This is a genomic window from Methylobacterium sp. UNC378MF, from assembly GCF_900103195.1.
Taxonomy (GTDB): Bacteria; Pseudomonadota; Alphaproteobacteria; order Rhizobiales; family Beijerinckiaceae; genus Methylobacterium.
The window spans coordinates 22648-45844 of sequence record NZ_FMWU01000034.1 but is presented as its reverse complement, the minus strand read 5'-3'; the positions used below and the strand labels follow the sequence as shown (position 1 = coordinate 45844).

At 69.5% G+C, this 23197-nt stretch carries 18 protein-coding genes and 1 tRNA gene; 10 read left to right on the top strand and 9 right to left on the bottom strand.

The window, feature by feature from the left end; translation table 11 throughout:
• Positions 1-23 precede the first annotated feature (23 nt).
• Together shc and BLT59_RS26375 are read left to right on the top strand one after the other, a co-directional pair.
• A complete protein-coding gene (gene shc, locus BLT59_RS26380; RefSeq protein ID WP_091787955.1) occupies positions 24-2021 on the top strand; it encodes a squalene--hopene cyclase in 1998 nt (665 codons plus the stop codon).
• A 233-nt stretch (positions 2022-2254) separates the two neighbouring features.
• Complete coding sequence (locus BLT59_RS26375; RefSeq protein ID WP_091788011.1) at positions 2255-2953, top strand: phosphorylase; 699 nt, start codon at positions 2255-2257, stop codon at positions 2951-2953.
• Between the two features lie 126 nt (positions 2954-3079).
• Here BLT59_RS26375 and BLT59_RS26370 read toward each other — a convergent pair whose 3' ends face one another.
• Positions 3080-4603, bottom strand: coding sequence for a Do family serine endopeptidase (locus tag BLT59_RS26370; RefSeq protein ID WP_091787953.1), 1524 nt, complete (start codon positions 4601-4603; stop codon positions 3080-3082).
• A gap of 328 nt (positions 4604-4931) precedes the next feature.
• Here BLT59_RS26370 and BLT59_RS26365 point away from each other — a divergent pair, with 328 nt between their 5' ends.
• The gene (locus tag BLT59_RS26365; RefSeq protein ID WP_091787951.1) at positions 4932-5297 is read left to right on the top strand and encodes a hypothetical protein; all 366 of its coding nucleotides are present in this window, start codon (positions 4932-4934) and stop codon (positions 5295-5297) included.
• Between the two features lie 194 nt (positions 5298-5491).
• On the opposite strand, the gene BLT59_RS26360 is transcribed toward BLT59_RS26365, so the two are convergent.
• The 4 genes from BLT59_RS26360 to BLT59_RS26345 all read right to left on the bottom strand — a co-directional run bounded on the left by BLT59_RS26360 (position 5492) and on the right by BLT59_RS26345 (position 11862).
• Positions 5492-8209 carry a valine--tRNA ligase gene (locus tag BLT59_RS26360; RefSeq protein WP_091787949.1) on the bottom strand — a complete coding sequence of 906 codons (2718 nt, stop codon included), beginning with the start codon at positions 8207-8209 and terminating at the stop codon, positions 5492-5494.
• Positions 8210-8322: 113 nt separating this feature from the next.
• Positions 8323-8868, bottom strand: a complete 546-nt coding sequence (locus BLT59_RS26355) for a PopZ family protein (RefSeq protein ID WP_091788008.1) — start codon at positions 8866-8868, stop codon at positions 8323-8325.
• Positions 8869-9065: 197 nt separating this feature from the next.
• The gene (locus BLT59_RS26350; protein ID WP_091787947.1) at positions 9066-10676 is read right to left on the bottom strand and encodes a TolC family outer membrane protein; all 1611 of its coding nucleotides are present in this window, start codon (positions 10674-10676) and stop codon (positions 9066-9068) included.
• 421 nt (positions 10677-11097) lie between these two features.
• A complete protein-coding gene (locus BLT59_RS26345; protein WP_244514156.1) occupies positions 11098-11862 on the bottom strand; it encodes a collagen-like protein in 765 nt (254 codons plus the stop codon).
• 337 nt (positions 11863-12199) lie between these two features.
• Here BLT59_RS26345 and BLT59_RS26340 point away from each other — a divergent pair, with 337 nt between their 5' ends.
• Positions 12200-12436: a hypothetical protein gene (locus BLT59_RS26340; RefSeq protein ID WP_091788002.1), complete on the top strand. Its 237-nt coding sequence runs from the start codon at positions 12200-12202 to the stop codon at positions 12434-12436.
• 42 nt (positions 12437-12478) lie between these two features.
• Here BLT59_RS26340 and BLT59_RS26335 read toward each other — a convergent pair whose 3' ends face one another.
• A complete protein-coding gene (locus BLT59_RS26335) occupies positions 12479-14392 on the bottom strand; it encodes a putative bifunctional diguanylate cyclase/phosphodiesterase (RefSeq protein WP_244514155.1) in 1914 nt (637 codons plus the stop codon).
• A gap of 306 nt (positions 14393-14698) precedes the next feature.
• On the opposite strand from BLT59_RS26335, the gene BLT59_RS26330 reads away from it, so the two are divergent.
• On the top strand, positions 14699-15766 hold the full coding sequence (locus BLT59_RS26330; RefSeq protein WP_091787942.1) for a spore photoproduct lyase family protein: 1068 nt from the start codon (positions 14699-14701) through the stop codon (positions 15764-15766).
• A gap of 64 nt (positions 15767-15830) precedes the next feature.
• The gene (locus tag BLT59_RS26325) at positions 15831-16289 is read left to right on the top strand and encodes a nucleoside deaminase (RefSeq protein ID WP_091787939.1); all 459 of its coding nucleotides are present in this window, start codon (positions 15831-15833) and stop codon (positions 16287-16289) included.
• Positions 16290-16305: 16 nt separating this feature from the next.
• On the opposite strand, the gene BLT59_RS26320 is transcribed toward BLT59_RS26325, so the two are convergent.
• Positions 16306-16617, bottom strand: a complete 312-nt coding sequence (locus BLT59_RS26320; protein ID WP_091787937.1) for an ETC complex I subunit — start codon at positions 16615-16617, stop codon at positions 16306-16308.
• A gap of 25 nt (positions 16618-16642) precedes the next feature.
• Positions 16643-16719 (bottom strand) — tRNA-Pro (locus tag BLT59_RS26315).
• Between the two features lie 343 nt (positions 16720-17062).
• Between BLT59_RS26315 and BLT59_RS26310 the strand changes: the two genes are divergently transcribed.
• From BLT59_RS26310 to BLT59_RS26295, 4 genes are all read left to right on the top strand, one after another.
• A complete protein-coding gene (locus BLT59_RS26310) occupies positions 17063-18013 on the top strand; it encodes an SMP-30/gluconolactonase/LRE family protein (protein ID WP_175544137.1) in 951 nt (316 codons plus the stop codon).
• Between the two features lie 103 nt (positions 18014-18116).
• Positions 18117-18824, top strand: coding sequence for a glutathione binding-like protein (locus BLT59_RS26305; protein WP_091787934.1), 708 nt, complete (start codon positions 18117-18119; stop codon positions 18822-18824).
• Positions 18825-18831: 7 nt separating this feature from the next.
• On the top strand, positions 18832-19407 hold the full coding sequence (locus BLT59_RS26300) for an NUDIX domain-containing protein (RefSeq protein ID WP_091787931.1): 576 nt from the start codon (positions 18832-18834) through the stop codon (positions 19405-19407).
• Positions 19404-20312 carry an inositol monophosphatase family protein gene (locus BLT59_RS26295; RefSeq protein WP_091787929.1) on the top strand — a complete coding sequence of 303 codons (909 nt, stop codon included), beginning with the start codon at positions 19404-19406 and terminating at the stop codon, positions 20310-20312. The genes BLT59_RS26300 and BLT59_RS26295 overlap by 4 nt, the downstream gene beginning before the upstream one ends.
• 122 nt (positions 20313-20434) lie before the next feature.
• Here the strand turns inward: BLT59_RS26295 and clpB are convergent, their stop codons facing one another.
• Positions 20435-23059 carry an ATP-dependent chaperone ClpB gene (gene clpB / locus BLT59_RS26290; RefSeq protein WP_091787926.1) on the bottom strand — a complete coding sequence of 875 codons (2625 nt, stop codon included), beginning with the start codon at positions 23057-23059 and terminating at the stop codon, positions 20435-20437.
• Between the last annotated feature and the right edge of the window lie 138 nt (positions 23060-23197).

Genomic DNA, 23197 nt, shown 5'->3' with positions numbered 1-23197 from the left:
GGCGGTCGTTCGAGGCGAGGACTATGAGAGAGGCCGTAAGCAAAGTCGAGGCGCTGCAGCGCTCGAAGACGCAGGGGATCTCGCTCGAGGATGTCGAGCGCGGCGTGGCCCAGGCGACGCGCGCGCTGACCGCCCTGGCGCATGACGACGGGCATATCTGCTTCGAGCTCGAGGCGGATGCGACGATTCCGTCCGAGTACATCCTGTTCCACCATTTCCGCGGCACGCAGGTCCCCGGCGACCTCGAGGCCAAGATCGGCAACTACCTCCGGCGCACCCAGGGCCGGCATGGCGGCTGGGCCCTCGTCCACGAGGGGCCGTTCGACATGAGCTGCACGGTCAAGGCGTATTTCGCCCTCAAGATGATCGGCGACGATATCGAGGCGCCGCACATGCGCCGGGCGCGCGAGGGCATCCTGTCCCGCGGCGGCGCGGCCAATGCCAACGTGTTCACCCGCTTCATGCTGGCCCTCTACGGCGAGGTGCCCTGGCGTGCCGTGCCGGTGATGCCCGTCGAGGTGATGTTCCTGCCGAAGTGGTTCCCGTTCCACCTCGACAAGATCAGCTATTGGGCCCGCACCACCGTGGTGCCGCTGTTCGTGCTCCAGGCGACCAAGCCCCGGGCCCGAAACCCGCGCGGCGTCAGCGTGCAGGAGCTGTTCGTGACGCCGCCCGAGAGCGTGCGCTCCTGGCCCGGTTCCCCGCATGCCACGTGGCCGTGGACGCCGATCTTCGGCTTCATCGACCGGGTGCTGCAGCGGGTCGAGAACCACATGCCGCGCAAGCGCCGGCAGCGCGCCATGGAGAAGGCCCGCGCCTGGGTCAGCGAGCGCCTGAACGGCGAGGATGGCCTGGGGGCGATCTTCCCCGCCATGGTCAATTCGGTGCTGATGTACGAGGTGATGGGCTACCGGCCCGATCATCCGCAGGTCCGCGTCGCCTGCGACGCCATCGAGAAGCTTGTCGTCGAGAAAGCCGACGAGGCCTATGTCCAGCCCTGCGTCTCGCCGGTCTGGGACACGGCGCTCGCGAGCCACGCGCTGCTCGAGGCCGGCGGCCCCGAGGCCGAGGCCCAGGCCCGCGCCGGGCTCGACTGGCTGAAGCCCCGTCAGGTGCTCGACATCGTGGGTGACTGGGCGGCCCGCAAGCCGAAGGTCCGGCCGGGCGGCTGGGCGTTCCAGTACGCCAACGCCCATTACCCCGACCTCGACGACACCGCCGTGGTGGTGATGGCGATGGACCGGGCCATGCACCAGCACGGGCTGGTCGCCGGCATGCCGGACTACAAGGCCTCGATCGCCCGCGCCCGCGAATGGGTCGAGGGGCTGCAGTCGGAGGATGGCGGCTGGGCGGCGTTCGACGCCGACAACAACCACATGTATCTCAACCACATCCCGTTCTCGGATCACGGCGCGCTGCTCGATCCGCCGACCGCGGACGTGACCGCCCGCGTGGTCGGGATGCTGGCCCAGCTCGGCGAGACCCGGGAGACCTCCCGGGCGCTGGACCGCGGCGTCAACTACCTCCTGAACGACCAGGAGGAGGACGGCTCCTGGTACGGCCGCTGGGGCATGAACTTCATCTATGGCACGTGGTCGGTGCTCTGCGCCCTCAACGCCGCGGGTGTCGATTCCGCCGATCCCCGCATCCAGCGGGCCGTGAACTGGCTGATCCGCATCCAGAACCCGGATGGCGGCTGGGGCGAGGATGCCTCCTCGTACAAGATCGACCCGGCCTTCGAGGCGGGCTCGTCCACGGCCTCGCAGACCGCCTGGGCGCTGCTCGCGCTGATGGCGGCCGGTGCGGTCGACGACCCAGCCGTGACCCGGGGCATCAACTTCCTGACCCGCACGCAGGGTGCGGACGGGTTCTGGAAAGAGGAGCGCTACACCGCCACCGGCTTCCCGCGGGTGTTCTACCTGCGCTACCACGGCTACCCGAAGTTCTTCCCCCTCTGGGCCATGGCCCGCTACCGCAACCTGAAGCGTGGCAACAGCCGGCGCGTCCAGTTCGGCATGTGACGTCCTGTGACGTTCTGGGGCCGGTCCGCAGGGCCGGCTCCGCCCCGCCGGATCGCAGCGCGCTCGACCGTCCCGAACGCCGCTTCGCGAGCCCCGGTACCCGACACGTGGCTATCTCAGACAGCGATCCTGCGGGACCGGACAAGCCGCTCCCGGCGCCGGATCCGCCCGCGACTCCGCCCCGGCGATCGCGCCTGCTTGCGGACCTCGCCGGACTGGTCCACCAGCGCGCCATGATCGATCCCGCTGCACCCGTCCTGGCCGTCACCGGCCTCGCCCGCGAGCGTCGCATGGCGGCAGGGGAGGGGGTCGAGGCGGTGGGAGCCGGCGGCAATCCCCACCGGCTCCGTCAGATCCTCGAGGCCCGCGTGCCGCCCGCCTGCCGGGCGGTGATCAGCTTCGGGATCGCGGGCGGCCTCGATCCGTCGCTCAAGCCCGGCGACGTCGTGGTCGGCACCGGCGTGGTGAGCGAGGAGGGCCGTCGCGCCGCCGATCTCGACCTGTCGGCGACGCTCCTCAACCTCCTGTCCGGCGTCGGGCCGCGGGTGATCCCGGCGGATCTGGCGGGCGTCGACACCGCGGTGCTCGCGGTCGACGGCAAGACGGACCTGCGGACCACCACCGGCGCCGCGGCGGTCGACATGGAATCGCACGTGGCCGCGTCCTTCGCGGGCCGGCACGGCCTGCCCTTCGCGGCCGTGCGCGTGATCTGCGATCCGGCCGACCAGGCCCTGCCGGCCTTCGCGGCTTCGGCGCTCACGCCGGACGGCGAGCCCGACATCGCCGCGGTGTTCTTCGCCTTCGCGCGGGGCCGGGCGCGGCTGGGAGACCTGATGCGCCTCGCCCGGGATTCGAATGCCGCCTTCGCGGCGCTCGGACGGTGTCGGGCCCGGCTCGGGCCGGGTTTGGGGATCCCGGTTCCGGAGTGCTGAGACGCCGCCGCGTTCGCACAGGCGGTCCGTGTCCGCCCACAAAAACGCCGGCCTGTTCGGCCGGCGCCAGTCGGAGGTCACCACGAGACGGCGCGGGGAGGGGCCCCGCGCCGGGAGGAGCCAGCCTCAGCCGGCCTTGTTGAGCGAGACCGCCACGAACCGGGTCTGGCCCTTACCGCTCTTCACCCGCATCAGCACGGCCTTGCGTCCGCTCGACTCGGCCGCCCGGATCTGCGTCGCGACATCCGCCGGACGGGACACGCTCTGGCCGCCGACGTCGAGGATCACGTCGCCCGCCTCGATGCCCTTGGCGGCCGCCGGTCCGTCCGGATCGACCTGCACCACCGCGACGCCCTGATCCGATAGGCCGACATCGCCGGCCGGTGCGAGCTGCAGGCCGAGCCGCGGCTGACCGTTGCTGGAATCCTCGTCACGGCTTGCCACCTTGGTACCGTCGGACGGCATCGCGCCCAGCGTCACCGTCGCGGTGTCGGACTTGCCGCCGCGCAGGTAGCTCAGCTCGACCTTGGCGCCGGGCTTCAGACCGGCGATCTTGCGCGACAGCTCGCGGGCGCTGTCCACCGTGTCGCCGTTGACCTTCTCGATCACGTCGCCCGCCTTCAGGCCGGCCTTGGCCGCCGGAGTGCCGTTCTCGGCGTGGTCGACGAGAGCGCCCTTGGCCTTGTCGAGGCCGAGACCCTCGGCGATGTCCTGGGTCACGGGCTGGATCTGGACGCCCAGATAGCCGCGGGCGACCTTGCCGTCGGTGCGGAGCTGGTCGACCACCGCCTGCACGGTCTCGGCGGGGATGGCGAAGGCGAGGCCGACGCTGCCGCCCGAGGGAGACGCGATGGCGGTGTTCACGCCGACGACCTCGCCGTTGACGTTGAAGGTCGGCCCGCCTGAATTGCCCTTGTTGATCGGGGCATCGATCTGCAGAAAGTCGTCGTAGGGGCCGGCGCCGATGTCGCGGCCGCGGGCCGAGACGATGCCGGCGGTGACGGTGCCGCCGAGGCCGAACGGGTTACCGATCGCCACCACCCAGTCGCCGACTTGCGGCGCGGCCTTGCCGAACTGCACGTAGGGGAAGTTCGAGCCCTCGGTGATCTTCAGCAGGGCGACGTCGGTCTTGGAATCCTTGCCGATGACCTTCGCGTCGAGGGTGCGGCCGTCGTCGAGCGTCACCTGCACGGTCTTCGCATGGTCGACGACGTGGTTGTTGGTGACCACATAGCCGTCAGCCGAGATGATGAAGCCGGAGCCGACCGCGCCGCGCGGGCCCTGGTGCTGGGGCTGCATGCCGCCGGGACCATTCTGGCCGAAGCGCTTGAAGAACTCACGCAGCTGCGGCGGTACGTTCTGGAGGTTGCGACCCTGGCTCGGACCGTCCTCGTCGTCGCTGCTCGCCGAGTCGTCGAGCTTCACCTTCACCGAGACGACACCCGGCTTGACCTTGTTGACGATGCCGGCGAACGAGCCCGGCGGATGCTCGGGGGCCTCGATCGGCGACTTGGGGAGAGCCTGCGCATAGGCCGGGGTGGCAGTCGGCAGGTATCCGCTGCCGATGGCGCCGCCGGCGATCAGCGCGGCGGCGGCCACGGAGGCGAGGGCACGGCGCGAGGTGCGGGCTGAGGGACGGGTCTCGGTCATGGGGATCTGAAACCTCTCGGGACTGATCGGGACGACGCCGGCTCACGCGGCGGTCGATGGGATCTGTCTAGGGAATGGCCCCTGACCCAGGAGTGGCGGTCACATTACGGTTCGGACAGGTGGCCGGATGGTCGCCGAGCGCCATCGCGGTTCTGACGGCCGCCTTCCGTCGACCGGCCGCGTCCGCCCTCTGCGACGTGGGAAAGGCCCAGGCTTGTGCCGTCCGGCACCGCGCTTCCCCAGAGTCTGCCTACAATCCCGCTCAGTTCGGCAGGCCGGCGCAAATCCCGGTGCTGCCAGAGGCCAATGTCTGGGTGGAGGGGGTGCGATGAAGACGCTGTTGGCGGCCGCCATCTTCTTCGGGTCGACTGTCGGCGCGATGGCGGTCGAGTCCTACACGGACTACCGTGACTACTTTGACGCAAATTCCATCGTAACAGATCACGCAGCGCGCGGCGTTTCCAGGAAGATGTACGACATCGATACGCGCCGCTACGATGACGGGCGTGCGGACCGTGCGGTGACCAACCTGAAGCCCGGGCATTGGAACCAGGCGGGAGGGTATGTCCCGCCGGACTATTCTACGCATCCCCACGGCGCGTCGCGGGAAGGCTTCTGGAGCCCGATCGACACGTCGTCCGCGAGCTGGGGGACCCCCAAGGCCTTCACCGGTACCCTCGGTACCCGCCGGTGATCTCGGCTTCCCGGACAGGAGACATCGACGCCGGCGCGACCGCCGTCAGCGGCTGCGCCCCGATCCGGCCCCCGTGTGACCGCCCGACGCCGGGCGCGCCCCGACGGTGATGGCACACCCACCCGCATCCTGAGGAGCCTTGCTCCGGCACCTCAGGATCGGGGCGCAGCTTCAGAGGTGCCGTGAACCGGCGCTCAGTCCCCGCTGAGCCGGGCCAGGGCCTCCTCGATCTTCACCAGCCGCGCCGCCTCGCTCTCGCGACGCTCCCGGTTCTCCTCGATGATCTCCTCGGGCGCACGGGACACGAAGTCGGCGTTGCCGAGCTTGGCGTCGATCTTCTTGATCTCGCCCTGCGCCTTGCCCTGCTCCTTCTTCAGGCGCGCGACCTCGGCGGCGAGGTCGACCACGCCCTCCAGCGGCAGCGCGGCGACGCTGCCGCGCACCAGGAGCTGGACCGAGTTCTTCGGCGGCGTGTCCGCGAAGGTGATCTCCGACAGCCGGGCGAGGCGCAGGAGCGTGTCATGCCACGCCTCGACCCGCGCGCGGACCTCAGGTGCGGCGCCGACCATCACCAGCGGGATCTGCGCCGCGGCGGGGACATTGGTCTCAGACCGCGCCGAGCGGATCTGGCTGACCAGATCGACCACGAACCCGACCTCGGCCTCCGCGGCCGCGTCGGCGAGGCCGCCGAGTTCCGGCCAGGAGGCCAGGGTCAGCAGGCCGCGCTCCGGCCGGTCGGCGCCCTTGATCGCCCACAGCTCCTCCGTGAGGAAGGGCATGAACGGATGCAACAGCTTGGCGACCTGATCGATCAGGAACGCCACGCTCGCCTGCGTCTCCGCCTTGATCATGGGATCGACGCTCTCACCCTGGAGCACGGGCTTGGCGAGTTCGAGATACCAGTCGCAGAAGATGTTCCAGACGAAGCGGTAGGCGGCCGCAGCCGCGTCGTTGAAGCGGAAGGCCTCGAGGGCGCCCGTGACCTCTTCGACCGCGCGGGCCGCCTCGGTCAGAGCCCAGCGATTGATCGCCCCGGTGGCCGAACGCGGATCGAAGGCCGGATCGAGGCCGCAGCCGTTCAGCTCGGCGAAGCGGGCGGCGTTCCAGAGCTTGGTCGCGAAGTTGCGGTAACCCTGGACGCGATCGGTGGACAGCTTGATGTCGCGGCCCTGGACGGCGAGCGCGCAGAGGGTGAAGCGCAGGGCGTCTGCGCCGACCTGATCGATCAGCTCGAGCGGGTCGACGACGTTGCCCTTCGACTTCGACATCTTCGCGCCCGACGCGTCCCGCACCAGGGTGTGCAGGTAGACCGTGTCGAAGGGCGCCCGGTCGGTGAGGTGCAGGCCCATCATCATCATTCGGGCGACCCAGAAGAACAGGATGTCCTTGCCGGTCACCAGGGTGTTGGTCGGATAGTAGCGGGCGAGCTCCGGGGTCGCGTCCGGCCAGCCGAGGGTCGAGAACGGCCAGAGCGCCGAGGAGAACCACGTGTCGAGGACGTCCTCGTCGCGGGTGAGCGTGACCGGCCGGCCGTGCTGCGCCGCGGCCGCGGCCAGCGCCTCTTCCTCGCTCTCGGCGACGAAGATGCCGCCCGCCTCGTCGTACCAGACCGGGATCTGGTGGCCCCACCAGAGCTGGCGCGAGATACACCACGGCTCGATGTTGGTGAGCCACTGGAAGAAGATCTTCTCGTAGTTCTCGGGCACGAACTTGGTCTGCCCGTCGCGCACCGCCTGGAGGGCGCGCTCCGCGAGCGGCTTGACGTTCACGTACCACTGATCGGTCAGGTAGGGCTCGATGACCACGCCCGAGCGGTCGCCGTGCGGGACCGCGTGCGTGTTCGGCTCGATCGCGCGCAGGCGCCCGCGCGCCTCCATCAGCGCGACGACCTCCTTGCGGGCCTGCGCCCGGTCGAGCCCGTGGAGCGCCAGGGCCTCCGCCTCGGGCGCGACGCCGTCGAGGAAATCGGCATTGCCGTCGAGCAGCATCCGGCCCTCGGGGTCGAGGACGTTGATCAGGCCGAGTCCGTGGCGGCGGCCGACGTCGAAGTCGTTGAAGTCGTGGGCGGGGGTGATCTTGACCGCGCCCGTGCCCTTCTCGGGATCCGAGTAGGTGTCGGCCACGATCGGGATCAGGCGGCCGACCAGCGGCAGGCGCACGCGCTTGCCGACGAGTGCCGTGTAGCGCTCGTCCTCGGGATGGACCGCAACGCCGGTATCGCCCAGCATCGTCTCGGGGCGCGTGGTCGCGACCGTGATGACGGTGCCGGTCTCGGTGCCCGCCTCGTCCACCACCGGGTAGTCGAAGTGCCAGAGATGGCCCTTCGTCTCGATCTGCTGGACCTCCAGGTCCGAGATCGCGGTCTGGAACTTCGGATCCCAGTTCACCAGCCGCTTGTCGCGGTAGATCAGGCCCTGCCGGTGCAGGTCGACGAAGGTCTTCAGGACGGCCCGGCTCAGGCCCTCGTCCATGGTGAAGCGCTCGCGGGACCAGTCGCAGGAGGCACCCAGACGCTTCAGCTGATTGACGATCGCACCGCCGGATTCCGCCTTCCAGGCCCAGACCTTCTCGACGAAGGCCGCGCGGCCGATCTCGCGGCGGCCGGGCTCCTGGCGCTCCATCATCCGCCGCTCGACCACCATCTGGGTGGCGATGCCGGCATGGTCTGTGCCGGGCTGCCAGAGCACGTCCTTGCCGCGCATGCGCTCGAAGCGGCAGAGGATGTCCTGCAGCGTGTTGTTGAGGGCATGCCCCATGTGGAGCGAGCCCGTCACGTTCGGCGGCGGGATCACGATGCAGTAGGGCGGAGCCCCGGCGCGTTCGGGGCGGCCGGCACGGAAGGCGTCCGCCTCGACCCAGGCGGCGGAGATCCGCGCCTCGACGGAGGCGGGCTCGAAGGTCTTGTCCATCATCGCGGGTACGGGCCGGCGCTTGTCCAAACGGGATTGGCCCCGCTTTCGACCGTCACGCCGCTCCCGTCAACACGCGGACGGCGACCCGCGGCCGCCGTACCCAGGCTGCCGGCTCAGCGCCCGCGTGAGACCCGCTCGATCTCGGCGCGCACCAGCCGCTCGACTACGGCCGGAAGGTTGTCGTCGAGCCAGGTTTTCAGCATCGGCCGGAGCATCTCCTTGACGAGATCCTCCAGCGTCCGGGCGTTCTGCGTCAGCACCGTATGGGCCAGCAGGTTGAACGCGCCGCTGACGCTGGCATCGGTCGCCGGGGAGACCAGCGCCTCCGGCCCCGGCTCCGGCGCGCGCACGACCTGGAGCACGGGCTCCGGGGGCGGGGGCGGCGGGGCAGGCGGCTCCGGGATCGGTTCGGGCTCCGGCTCCGGCTCCGGCGCGGCTGTGACCGGGTCCTCGAAGTCGATCGCATCGAAATCGAGCAGGTCCGGAGCAGGTTCCGGCTCCGGCTCCGGCTCCACGATGCGCGGGCGCATCACAGGCTCGGCGGCCTCCGCGAGGTCGAGCACGTCCTCGGGCTCCGGGGCAGGGGCCGGAACATCGGCCGGCTTGGCCGCCTGATCGTCGGCGATGATCCTCCGGATCGAGGCGAGGATCTCTTCCATCGAAGGCTCGTGCGCCTTATCGGCAGCCTTGTCCTGGAGTTTCGTGTCCGGGATCTTGGGGCTTGCTGCACTCATAGGCAGGCGCACTCGGGCATGGGAGACTGGAAAGCGATCCGAATGGATCGATGTTCAATCAGTATTCCATGCCGTTTCATGGCGGCAAGCGCGCCCGCAACACACTCCCCGTGGAAAAGCCCTCAGCGACCGTCCGGCGTGCGCAGGCCGAACCACAGGTCCTTGACTTGATCGTAGTGGACCTTGGCGCTGTAATATTCGACCGGGAGCGCCGTGAAGCGGGCGGTCAGTTGTCCGATCGCCTGAACCACGCCGTATGAGAAGATCACGCGGTCACGCTGGGCGACGATGAGGCTCACGCGGGAGTTCAGCAGTTCCTGCTGCGCGTTGAGCACGTCGAGGGTCGTGCGCTGGCCGACGCGGGCCTCCTCGCGCACGCCGTTCAGCGCCACCTCGTTGGCCTGGACCTGGGCCTGGGCGGCGATGACCTGCGCCTTGGCGGCCTCCAGCCGGCCCCAGAAATCGACGATCTGGGCGCGGACCTGATCCCGGATCTGGTCGACCTGGATTCGGGCCTGGCCCACCGATTCCTTGGCCTGCCGGATCTGCGCGTAGGTCTGGCCGCCCTCATAGATCGGGATGGAGAGCCGGCCGCCGACGAAGCCAACGAAGAAGCTCTGATTCGGGCCGTTCTGATCGTAGAGCTGGCTGAGGGAGCCCTGCAGGCTGAGCTGCGGAGCGAGCTGACCTTCCAGCACCTTCACCTGGGCTTCGTACGAATCGACATTGTGGACGGCCGAAACGACCTGCGGATGCTCGCTCAGGCCGATGGCGATGGCCGCGTCGAGATTGCGCGGCACGAACCGGTCCAGCGGCCGACCCGGCGCGAGCTGGCGCGGCTCGACGCCGATATTCTGCCGGTAGACGCCGATGCTCGTGCGCAGGTTGGACTCGGCGGTGCTCACCTGCGAGCGCGCGCCGGCCAGCCGCGCCTCGGCCTGCGCGACGTCGGTGCGGGTCACCTCACCGACGTTGAACCGGTCCCGCGTCTGGCGGAGTTGTTCTTCCAGAACTTCGACGTTGTTCCGGTTCAGCTCCAGCGTGGCCGTGTTGCTGAGCACGTTCATGTATGCCTGAACGGCGTTGTAGAGCACGGTCAGCTCGGTGAAGCGCAGGCTCTCGCGCTGGCTGTAGACCTGCGACTCGGCCCGGCGGACCTGATTGTCGGTCTGGAAGCCGTTGAAGATCGTCTGCGTGACGTTCAGGCTGGCAGAGCTGGGCAGGTAGGTGGTGCGCGTCGTCCGCTTGGAGGTGATCACCTGGCTGGCGATGTCGGACGTGGCGCCCTCGGACAGGCCCCCACCGCCCGCTCCGGACCCGGATGTTCCGGTACCCGTGGTCCCGACGCTCGTGGTCCCGACGCCCGTGGTTCCGATACCCGTGGTCCCAACCCCCGTCGTCCCGACGCCGGTTGTCGCGCCGCCTGCCGTTCCAAGGCCGCCGCCTGTCGTTCCGAGGGAAGAGGCGCCGCTGGTGGCCGCCGTGCTGGCGGTGCCCGCGGACGCGACGCTGCTGGAGGAGCGCGTTTGAAGGTACTGGACGCCGATCGCGGCGTTGACGCTGACGGTCGGCCGGTAGCCGGACTGCGCGATCGCCACGTTCTCGTCGATCGCGCGCACCCCGGCGCGACCGGCATTCAAGGATGGGTTGCCCTGATAGGCCTTCGCGAGGGCGCTCTCCAGGGTCTCGGCGGAGGCCGGCATGGCTGCCAGCATCGCGAGCCCGGACACCATCCCGGCCAGGCGGAACGTCGGACAACTTGCTGGTGGACGTCGTGTCACGATGAACAAGCCCTTGCGGTCTCTTTCGGTCCGGATGTCCGAGACGAAAACGGCCAAGGTACGGCGTTTCGCCCGTCTCCGATCAAGCCCGCCCCACCGTCACGCTTAGCGCAAACCGGACGTCTTGGCTCGCCTCGGCGTGGGTGCGGCGTCGAAATGTGCCGCGTTGGGGCATTAAGGTGACACACCCTGCGATCGCTGTGCGGCGCGTACGCGTATTGAACTGTCTAGTTTTATAAATGCGTCGCATCAGAGACTATCGCCTGCTTGCGAGGACGGAAGAATGTGATCGAGGCGTCGGACTGGCGCGCGACGACCGACGCCCTCACGCGGCCGCTGGATCGGGCGTCGCGCCCGCCGGGCCGGCTTGCTCTTAGTACCGATCCATCCCCCCGCCGCCCGCATCCGGCTCGAGATCTTGTGGGTTGTAGGGGGCGGGATCAGGCTCAGGGTCACGGGGCGGGCGCGCCGCCGGGCGGTGCCTGGGCACCGATCCCGTCAAGGCGGGCGGAGGCTTCGGTTTCGGCGCTGCGACCGGGGGCGTTTGCTGCCCCCGGGGCCCGGGTGGCCCGGGCGGCCCGGCCGGGCCCGTGGCACCCATCAGCCCCGGCGCGCCGATCAGGCCGGCAGGCCCACGCGGGCCGGCTGGACCCGGCGGGCCCGGCGGTCCGGCGAGGCCTTGCTCGCCGGCGGGGCCCTGCGGCCCGGGTGGTCCGGGCGGTCCCATCGCGCCCCGCTCGCCGGGCGGCCCGGCCTCGCCGCGCGGACCCATCTCGCCGCGCGGCCCGGCCGGCCCGGCCGGGCCGACGAGGCCGGGAGCCTGCTGGCCGCATTCGCCGACGACGATGCTGCGAGTCTGTTTCGGCGTCCGCAGCGTCGCGATGCAGCTGGCCGGATGGTAGACGACGCGGAACTCGAAATAGCCTCGGTTGTCGGTCCGCTGCGGGAACTGGCCGTCCAGCGTGATCTCCACGCCTGGATCGTCGGCGTAGCCGATGATCCAGAGGTCGCCGCCGGTGATCTTGGCGGCCTCGATACGCATGTCGGCCGCCTGGGTCGGCACCGGACAGGCGGCCGACAGGGCCAGAATCGACCAGAGCGCAGTGCGCTTGCGCCGCAGGCGATTGACAGATCTCATGGCGGGTCACGCAGTCTTTTCGTCAGTCAGAATGCCATACTCCGCAAACTAAGCAATAAATTGCTGAGAAAGTTGGGTGTGGAAAAACGCGGCTGGCCGACCGGCGTAGTCCGAATTGGGTATTCGGCCACCCCGCGATGAGGCCTGTAGCGTGCCGACGCCGGGCCGGTTCGGGCCGTCGCAGGCCGCGCGGGATCGAGGAGCGGTGCGCTCAATTCGGATGGGCCCGACGGACCAGCGCGGATGTCCGCGCCGCGATCGATCCCGGCGATCCGGCGGCCGGCGCCTTGCGAGCGCCTCGGGGCCGCGCGTCGGATTCGCTGTGGAGGGTTCGACCGTGGACGAGAACGATCCGGCCTGGGACACGGATCCGCTCTGGTACGACCGGACGGAGTCCGGACCGAAGCCGGGGTTCATCCTCGAAGCTCTGGCTTGGTTGTTCCTGCTGACGATCGCCGGCTGCTTGGCCCTCGTCCTGGCCCTGGTGTGGCTCTACCGGCTGCCGGACCGCCTGTGGTACGCGGCGGCGCGCAGGCTCCTGGGTCGCGGGCCGGCGGATCTGGAGCGCTTCTGAGCGGGTCGAGCGGCCCCGAGTTCCCTTCGCAAAACCGTCTCTTCAGGCCGCCGCGATGCGCGTGGTGAGCAGGGTCGCCTCCAGGGCTTCCACCGGCATCGGGCGCCCGAGGTGGTAGCCCTGCAGAAACGGGCACCCCATCGCCTGCAGAATGTGCAGGTCCTCGGCCGATTCGACCCCTTCCGCCACCACGTCGAGACCCAGCAGACGGCCGAGACCGAGGACGGCGAGGACGAGCCCGCGCTTGTCGTCGCTCGATCCGAGCCCGGTGACGAAGCTCCGGTCGATCTTGATCCGGTCCGCCTTGAGCTGCCGCAGCGATGAGAGGGACGAGTAGCCGATGCCGAAATCGTCCAGGGCGACCCGGATGCCGGCGCGGGACAGAGCCTGCAGTTTGCTCTGGACCACACCGATATCGAGGGCGGTTTCCTCGGTGATCTCGATCTCCAGCATCGTGGGCGGCAGGCCGAGAAGCGTCAGACGCTCGATGACGATCTCGTCCACCGGTACCTGCGCCATCTCCCGCGGTGAGACGTTCATCGCCACGCGCACGCCCTGCAGGCCGCGGCGATGCAGGATCTCCAGCATCGCGGTGACCCGCTCGAGGATGTAGCGGAACAGTGATTCGGTGAGGCCCGCCATCCCGGCGGCGGCGATCAGGTCCGGCGGGGCGATCCAGCCGAGGCGCGGATGCTCCCATCGGACCAGCGCCTCCAGCCCGACCAGGATGCGGCCATCCGCGGCGTAGATCGGCTGAAACCAGACCTTCGGGGCATTCTCGACCAGGGCCTGCGACAGGTCGCGCTCCAGATCGCGCCGCATCTGCAGCCGCTCGCGCAGGCCGTGGTCGAACACCCGGAAGCGGTTCCGGCCGGTCGCCTTCGCGGCATAGAGCGCCTCGTCGGCGCAGCTCAGCATCTCGGTCAGGCCGGGCTCCGGACCGTCATGAACGCCGATGCTGACACCGAGCCGGCCCGCGTCGAAACCCTCGAACGGCTGTGCCACCGTGGTGATCAGAGTCGCCGCCATGACGCTGTGGGGCACGCCGGACGTGGCGGGATCGTACAGCACGGCGAATTCGTCGCCGCCGAGCCGGGCCGCAAGGCTGTTCTCCGGCAGCGCACCGCTCAGCCGACGGGCGACCTCCACGAGCACGCGGTCGCCCGCCTTGTGTCCGTAGACATCGTTGACGAACTTGAAACCGTCCAGGTCGAGCATCAGCAGGCTGAGCGTGCCGGTGTGAAGCCGATGCTCGGTCGCCTGCAGAAGGCCCGCGCGGTTCAGAAGGCCGGTCAGGTCGTCATGCGTGGCGCGCCACCGCATCTCATCGACGAGGGCGCTGGCGCTGGCATGCGCCTCGGCGCGCGATCGGGCGAGGGCGTGGGCCTCGTTCTTGAGCCGGCTCGCGTCGCGAAACACGGCCTCGCTCCGGAACGCGGTGTGCGTCAGGGCCAAGAAGTAGAGGATGACGCAGGCTGCGAGGCAGTTCCGGTCGAAGTCACCGGTCAGGACAAGGCAGACGGCGACCGACAGCAACGGCATCACGATGAAGCTGAGCGGGATGCGGGCATACGCGGTCCCGTGCGTCACCGCGCCAGCGGTCACGCCGCAGGTGATCGCGAGATAGAACAGGGCCTGCGCGGAGGTGTAGCCCTCGCAGAGCAGCGGCTGGCAGGCCCAGACCACGCCGGACAGGAACGCCGCAGCCGTGAAGGCGCGCAGCCGCCTGTCGATGGAGCGTCCGGCATGTGCGGCGAGGCTCGGCGTCATGTCCGCGGTCAGCGCCAGGCCGAGGCAGGGGATCCGGCACAAGGTGATTCGCAGGAGATTGACGCTGGTCGATGCCGCAAACCAGACGGCCCCCGCGGTCGCATGCCCGCTGTGATAGGCGACCAGTAGACTCGCCAGTCCGAGAAGCATGTTGACCGGGATGGCGGCCAGCACGCTCCCGCGCATGGCATCCAGCTGGTCCCGCCGGATCAGCGCGTCCCTTCTCGGAACCGCAGGGTCGAGAGATTCGCCGGGACCGGGCGGTTCCGGCTCAGATCTCTCCTGGTCCCGAACGATCATCGTACGTCCACTCGAAGCTGAGGGACTCATGACAGGGAATCGTAAGATAACGTTGAACGATCAGCGAAAACGGCATGCCGTCGTGAACGCTCCGGGCGTCGGCCGGGGCAGGACGACAGGTCGCAAGACATTCCGGCCGCGTCCGGGCGCACCATATCGTCGACCGGGCCGTCTTCGGGCCCCGGATCCTCCATGGCCCTGACTCGCGATCTTCTCGATATCCGGACGATCTACCATGAACCTGCGGTCGGCGACTTCCCGCTCGGCCGGGAGATCCTGACGCGCTTTGCCGAAGCCGAGCGCATCGTCGTGCCGTCGCACTGGAACATCCCGGAACTCCACGGCAATGCGGGATCGGTGGAGGACTGGGTGCGGATCAAGCGTTCGACCCTGGTCCTCGGCGTGAAGAAGGGCCTCGCCATGCGGCCCAACGGCCGCAGCGCCCATTTCATCGCGCCCTCGACCTCCAACGGCTGCGCCATGGCCTGCGCCTATTGCTACGTGCCCCGCCGCAAGGGCTTCTCCAATCCGATCTCGCTATTCGTGAACGTCGAGCAGGCCTGCGCGGCGATCACCCGGCATGCCGGACGCCAGGGGCGCCTGTCGGAGCCGGATCCGATCGATCCGGAATACTGGGTCTACGACATCGGCGAGAACGGCGACCTCTCGGTGGACGCCGCGGTGAGTGACGGCGTGCGCAGCCTGGTCGCGCTGTTCCGCGCTCTGCCCAACGCCAAGGCCTCCTTCGCCACCAAGGCCGTGAACCGCGATCTCCTCGCCTACGACCCGCAGGGCAAGACGCGCATCCGCTTCTCGCTCATGCCCGCGCGGATCGCCCGGATCGTGGACGTGCGCACGGCCCCGATCCCGGAGCGGATCGCCGCCATCGACGACTTCGTGGCCGCCGGTTACGAGGTCCACGTCAATTTCTCGCCCGTGATCCTCTACGAGGGCTGGGAGGAGGACTGGCGGGCGCTGTTCGCCGAGATCGACGCCACGCTGTCGGACGCCGCCAAGGCGCAGCTCAAGTGCGAGATCATCATGCTGACCCACAATGCGGATCTGCATGCGGTCAATCTCGGCTGGCACCCGAAGGCCGAGGACCTGCTCTGGCGCCCGGACATCCAGGAGACGAAGGTTTCGGAAGGCGGCGGCCTCAACCTGCGCTACCGGTCCGGCTGGAAGGGCCGATGGCTTGCCCGGTTCAAGGCGCTCCTCGCGGAATCGATGCCCTATTGCACGGTGCGCTACGCATTCTGAGCGCCTCTCGCTGAACTTCCCGTTGCGCCCGGCGTTGCCGCGCCAGCGCAGGGGGGATCAGGCCATGGCGACGCACGAGGATCATATCCGCGAGGCGGTCGCCCTTGCCGCGGCCAATGTGGAGGCCGGCGGTGCCCCGTATGGCGCTGTGATCGTGCAGGACGGCGCCGTGCTGGTCCGCGCGGCCAATCGGGTGCACGCCACCAACGATCCGAGCGCCCATGCCGAGATGGTCGCGCTGCGTGAGGCGAGCCGGCTGCTCGGCCGCCGCGACCTCGGCGACTGCGTGATGTATGCGAGCGGGCGCCCGTGCCCGATGTGTCACGCCGCGATGCGGCTCGCCGGCTTCACGGAAGGCTATTTCGCCTTCTCGGCCGAGGAAGCCGCAGAACATGGCGCCGGCAGCGCCACGATCTATGCGGAACTTTGCCAGCCGCTCGATGCGCAGCCGATGCGGATCAGCCAGATACGGCCAGAAGGCGATTCCCCTTACGCTGCCTGGAAGGCGCGCCGCAGGGCGTGAGCCGGCTCCGCCGGTCTCAATGCGTCCACGGCGCCGTGCGGTTGAACTTGAAGTTATCCGAGTAGGACAGGCCCTTGCGATGGACCGGCTTGGCCGGCTGCTCGACGCGGAAGGCGATGCCCTCGCGCTTCGCGTAGGCCACGGCCTCCTCCTCGGTGTCGAATTCCAGGCGCACCTGCTGAAGCATGTCGGAGGATCCGTTCCAACCCATCAGCGGATCGATCTCGCGCGGGCTGGTCCGGTCGAACTCCAGGATCCACTGCTTGGTGCGGGCGAGGCCCGACTGCGTGGCATCCCGAGACGGACGGAAGATGCGGGCGCTCGGCATCGGATTCGACAAGCTCCTGATCGAATGGTCGGGGCGATAGGATTCGAACCTACGACCCCCTGGTCCCAAACCAGGTGCGCTACCAGACTGCGCCACACCCCGACTGCCACACGGCCTCAATGCCGTAGCGGTTCCGCCGTTCCCCTGCAAGACGCGTCGCCGGTTCCGCGCGCCGAGGTGCCGTCACCCGCGGCAACCCGCATCGCACGGGCAAGAATCCCCCGACTTGTCAGACAAATCGCCGCGCTGTACCGTTTGAAACGGGACGAGGGCCGGGCCTGCCTGCTGACGAACCGGCGCCTGCCACTACTGGGGGGCGGAGGATGGCGCGTTTCGGATCGCCGCGCCGGAAGGTTCCGGTCCTCGTCACCGCCGCGACATGCTTCGGGCCTCAGGGTCGCTCTTGCCGGCCCGGCCCGAAACCGTGACGATCGCGGCGAGCGACATGGACCTTCCCGTGTGGACACCGAGCCCGCGCTATCCCGACCCGGCCGTCGAGATCCTCGACGACACCTTTGCCCGCTACCGGGTGTTCAACGCGGCGGTCGAGCGCCTCGCCACCGGATTCCGCTGGTGTGAGGGACCGGTCTGGTTCGGCGACGGCCGCTACCTGCTCTGGAGCGATATCCCGAACGACCGCATCCTGCGCTGGGACGAGGAGAGCGGGGCGGTCGGCCTCTACCGGAAGCCGTCGGGCTTCGCGAACGGCAACACCCGGGACCGGCAGGGGCGGCTCGTCACCTGCGAGCACGGGGGCCGTCGAGTCACCCGGACCGAGCATGACGGCGCGATCACCGTTCTGGCGGACATGTTCGAGGGCCGCCGGCTCAATTCGCCGAACGACGTCGTGACCGCCGCCGACGGGGCGGTCTGGTTCACCGATCCGCCCTTCGGGATCGGCGGCTTCTACGAGGGCGCGCGCGCCGAACCCGAACTCCCGCAGAACGTCTATCGGCTCGATCCGGTCAGTGGCGTGCTGGAGGCGGTGGCCTCCGATCTCGCCGGTCCCAACGGCCTGTGCTTCTCCCCCGACGGCCGCGTGCTCTACCTGGTGGAATCGCGAGGGCGGCCGACCCGGCGGATCGTTGCCTACGACGTGGTCGGCGGCCGCGCTCTCCGGGATCGGCGGGTGCTGATCGACGCCGGGCCGGGCACGCCGGACGGTCTCCGCTGCGATGTCGACGGCAATCTCTGGTGCGGCTGGGGCATGGGCGACGACGCCCTGGACGGCGTCATGGTGTTCAACCCCGAGGGCCGGGCGATCGGCCGAATCCGCCTGCCGGAGCGCTGCGCCAACCTCTGCTTCGGGGGCCGGCATCGCAACCGTCTGTTCATGGCGGCGAGCCAGTCGCTCTATGCGGTCTACGTCGACGTCCAGGGCTGCGCCGGCGGATGAGGCCGAGAGAAGCCGGCCCGACCGTGCCGTCGGCGGCATGCTTGACCGGAGCGCCACGGCGGCCCACTTCCCGTCCGCCGGGGGCATAGCGGGACACCAGCCGATGATCGAACTCCACTACTGGCCGACGCCAAACGGCCATAAGATCACGATGTTTCTCGAGGAAACGGGGCTGCCCTACCGAATCCATCCTGTGAATATTGGTAAGGGCGAGCAGTTCAATCCGGATTTTCTCAGGATCGCCCCCAACAACCGCATGCCGGCGATCGTCGACGACGAGCCGGCGGGTGGCGGCGCGCCGGTCTCGCTGTTCGAGTCGGGGGCGATCCTGCTCTATCTCGCCGAGAAGACCGGGCGCTTCATCCCGGGCGACCTGCGCGGTCGGGCGGAGGTGCTGCAATGGCTGTTCTGGCAGATGGGCGGTCTCGGGCCGATGCTCGGCCAGAACCACCATTTCTCGCAATATGCGCCCGAGAAGATCGATTACGCGATCAAGCGCTACGTCAATGAGACCAACCGGCTCTACGGCGTGCTCGACCGGCGGCTGGCCGACCGCGCCTTCGTCGCCGGCGCGGATTACTCCATCGCCGACATGGCCTGCTATCCCTGGATCGTGCCGTACGAGAAGCAGGGCCAGAACCTCGACGAGCACCCGAACCTGAAGCGCTGGTTCACGGCGATCGCCGAGCGGCCCGCCACGAAGGCAGCCTATGCCCGCGCGCCGGAGGTCAATCCGGATTTCGGCAAGACCATGAGCGAGGACGCCAAGAAGGTGATGTTCGGCCAGACCGCCACCAATACGAAGCGCTGAGCTGGTCATGACCGAGCCCGTGCCTGCGCTGCCGCTGGAGGTGCTCCACCGCGGCTGGAACACCTTCGGCATCGCCACGCTGACGCTGCAGGATGGCAGCACCGTGCGGCGCGCGCTGGAGGATCACGGGCAGGCGGCCTGCGTGCTGCCCTACGATCCCGAGCGGCGCATGGCGCTGCTCGTGCGGCAGGCGCGGGTCGGGCCGGCCTTCTGGGGCGAATCGGCGGAGTTCGACGAAGCCCCGGCCGGTGGCCTCGACGGGGGCGCGCCGGAGGCGACGGCGATCCGGGAGGCGATGGAGGAAGCGGGCGTGCGCCTGCGACGGCTGGAGCCGGTGGCCCACGCCTACAGCATGCCGAGCGTCTCCTCCGAACGTCTCTGGCTCTACCTCGCGCCCTACGAATCGGCCGACCGGGTTGGGTCCGGTGGAGGGCTTCACGCTGAGGGCGAGCAGGTGCTTGTCGTGGAAGTGCCGCTGGCCGCGCTGGCCGATCAGGCCCGCACCAGCCGCCTGCCCGACCTCAAGACCCTGGTCTTGGTTCAGGCCCTGATGCTCCGCGCCCCCGCCTTGTTCGCCGCATGACGATCTCGCCCGCCACGCCCGAATCCGATGTCTTCGCGCAGATGCTCGCCTTCGCCGAGGAGGCGGCGCCGCTGGCCCTCGCCATGCGGGCGACCGGCCTTGCGATGAGCAACAAGGGCCCGGATCTCGGCCAGGCCCTGACCGAGGCCGATCTCGCCGTCAGCCGGTTGCTGCACGCGCGGTTCGGCCCCGACCTGATCGAGGAGGAGACGGCGGAGGATCTCGGGCATGCGGCGGCCCGGGCGATGCTTGCCCGCGAGACCTGGACCTTCGTGGGCGACCCGATCGACGGCACCCGGCCCTTCGCGGGCGGCCTGTCAGGCTGGGGCGTGATGGTGGCGGCCTGCCGCGCCGGCTGGCCCCGGGCCTGCGTGATGAGCCTTCCGGCCTGGAACGAGGATCGCTCGGAGCCGGCCCGGAGCGTACCCGCGGAGGCGACGGAGGGCATCCTTCTGGCGGCGAGCGCGGGCCGCGCCTTCTGGGCGCCGACACGCGGCGGCCGCATGGTTGCGGCGTTGCGGCCGCTCGAGCGGTCGGAGCGCCGGACCGGCCATGTCGGCTGGCTGTCGGTCACGGCGCAGCGCTATATCCTGGATTACGGCCGCGGCTGGTTCCCCTGGAGCGAGGGCGGCGCGATCTCGGACGCCGCGCTCCTGGCCACTGGACGCCTCGACGCGACCTTGAGCAACAACCGCTTGTGGGACCTTGGCCCGATCCTGCCCCTGTTCGAGGCGCTCGGCTTCCGCCTGTTCCACTGGCCCGACCTCGGCGACCCGCCGGCCGCCTTCGCCGACCTGTTCGACGCGGAGCTGTCGGCCCATGACGACCTCTGGCTGATCTGTCGGGATCGAAATCAGGCGGCCGATCTGGCGCGGGCGATCCGGCGCGTCGAGCGCCTTGATTGAGGTCCGGACTCAGCCAGAACTAACGGAAACCGTATGACAGCCCTCGCTTCAGAGGCATGAAAAGAGGGGCGGCGCACCACGATGTGGCGCGCCGCCCCTTCTCGTCGTCGCCGACGAACCGCTCAGTTCAGCGTCGCGTTGACCGGCCGGCGCTCGGTGCCGACCGTAACGTCGCCGATCATCAGGCCCATCGGGCCGACCCTGACCGGCACCGTCTCGCCGTCGTGGACCTTGCCGGACAGGACCAGCTCGGCCAGGGGATCCTGGACGTTCTTCTGGATCACCCGCTTCAGCGGCCGCGCCCCGTAGGCCGGGTCGTAGCCCTTGTCGGCGAGCCAGTTCTTGGCCTCCTCGTCGACCTCCAGGGTGATCTTGCGATCGTCCAGCAGCTTCTGCAGGCGCCCGAGCTGGATCTCCACGATCGCCCCCATCTCCGACCGCGCGAGGCGGTGGAACAGGATGATCTCGTCGACCCGGTTCAGGAATTCCGGCCGGAAGTGCCCCCGCACCACGCCCATCACCTCGTCGCGGACCGCGTCGGTGTCCTGGCCCGCGGGCTGGTTCACCAGATACTCGGCCCCGAGATTCGAGGTCATGATCAAGAGCGTGTTGCGGAAGTCGACCGTCCGCCCCTGCCCGTCGGTGAGCCGCCCGTCGTCGAGAACCTGCAACAGCACGTTGAACACGTCCGGATGCGCCTTCTCGACCTCGTCGAACAGCACAACCTGGTAGGGCCGCCGCCGCACGGCCTCGGTCAGCGCGCCGCCCTCCTCGTAGCCGACATAGCCCGGAGGTGCGCCGATCAGCCGGGCGACCGCATGCTTCTCCATGTACTCGGACATGTCGATGCGCACGAGCGCCGTGTCGTCGTCGAACAGGAAGCCGGCCAGAGCCTTGGTCAGCTCGGTCTTGCCGACACCGGTCGGGCCCAGGAACATGAACGAGCCGATCGGCCGGTTCGGATCCTGCAGCCCGGCCCGGGCGCGCCGGACCGCGGTCGAGACCGCCTCCACCGCCTCGCGCTGGCCGACGACGCGCTTGGACAGCGCCTCCTCCATGGCCAGTAGCTTCTCGCGCTCGCCCTCCAGCATCTTGTCCACCGGCACCCCGGTCCAGCGGGAGACCACCCCGGCGATGTGGGCGGGCGTCACCGCCTCCTCCATCATCGTATCGCGCCCGTTCTCCGCCTTCGCCTCGATCTCGGCGAGCTGCTTCTCCAGCCCGGGGATCACCCCGTAGGCCAGCTCGCCCGCGCGCTGGTACTGGCCCTGGCGCTGCGCCGCCGCCAGCTCGTTGCGGGCCTCGTCGAGCTTCTTCTTGAGGCCGGCGGCCGTGCCGAGCTTGTCCTTCTCGGCCTTCCAGCGGGCGGTGATCGCCGCCGAGCGCTCCTCCAGGTCGCCGAGCTCCTTCTCCAGCCGGACCAGCCGGTCGCGGGAGGCGGAATCGGTCTCCTTCTTGAGCGCCTCGGCCTCGATCTTCAGCCGGACGATCTCGCGGTCGATGTTGTCGAGCTCCTCGGGCTTGGAATCGACCTGCATGCGCAGGCGCGAGCCGGCCTCGTCGACGAGGTCGATCGCCTTGTCGGGCAGGAACCGGTCGGTGATGTACCGGTTCGACAGCGTCGCGGCCGCCACCAGGGCCGCATCCTGGATGCGCACGCCGTGGTGCTGCTCGTACTTCTCCTTCAACCCGCGCAGGATCGAGACCGTGTCCTCCACGGTCGGCTCCGACACGAAGACCGGCTGGAAGCGCCGCGCGAGCGCCGCGTCCTTCTCGACGTGCTTGCGGTACTCGTCGAGCGTGGTCGCGCCGACGCAGTGCAGCTCGCCCCGGGCGAGCGCGGGCTTGAGCAGGTTCGAGGCGTCCATCGCCCCGTCGGCCTTGCCGGCGCCGACCAGCGTGTGCATCTCGTCGATGAACAGGATGATCCCGCCCTCGGCCGCCGTGACCTCGGAGAGCACGCCCTTCAGCCGCTCCTCGAACTCGCCACGATACTTCGCGCCGGCGATCAGCGCGCCCATGTCGAGGGCGAGCAGGCTTTTGTCCCGCAGGGATTCGGGCACGTCGCCGTTGACGATGCGCAGGGCCAGACCCTCGACGATCGCGGTCTTGCCGACGCCGGGCTCGCCGATGAGGACCGGGTTGTTCTTGGTGCGCCGGGACAGGACCTGGATGGTCCGCCGGATCTCCTCGTCGCGGCCGATCACCGGGTCGAGCTTGCCCTCCCGGGCGGCCTCGGTGAGGTCGCGGGCATACTTCTTCAGCGCGTCGTAGGCGTTCTCGGCCGAGGCGTTGTCGGCGGTGCGGCCCTTGCGCAGCGCGTTGATGGCGGCGTTCAGCGAGGCGGGGGTGACGCCCGCCGCCTGGAGCGCGCGGCCGGCTTCGGAATCCTTCTCGACGGCGAGCGCGAGGAGCAACCGCTCCACCGTGACGTAGGAATCGCCCGCCTTCTCGGCGGCCTTCTCGGCGGTGTCGAACAGGCGCATCAACTCGCGCGTGGCCTGCGGGGCGGCGGCGTTGCCGGAGACCTTCGGCTGCTTGGCGAGCCACTGCTCGGTCTGGGCCAGGGCCACGCGCGACTGTCCGCCGGCGCGGTCGATCAGGCCGGCGCACAGGCCCTCCGGATCGTCGAGCAGCACCTTGAGCAGGTGACCCGGCTGAAGCTGGGGATGTCCCTCGCGCATCGCGAGGTTCTGAGCCGCCTGCACGAAGCCGCGAGCGCGCTCGGTGTATTTTTCAAAGTTCATGCACAACCCTCCCGTACCGGCATCCGCCGCCCGATGAGAGGCGCGGCGCCACCGAAACGTCGCCCTCCGGCTATCCGCCGCGCGAGGGCCCCGGCGCCGTGGTGGCCGCCGGTAGACCCGATGTGGTGTTGCAATTGG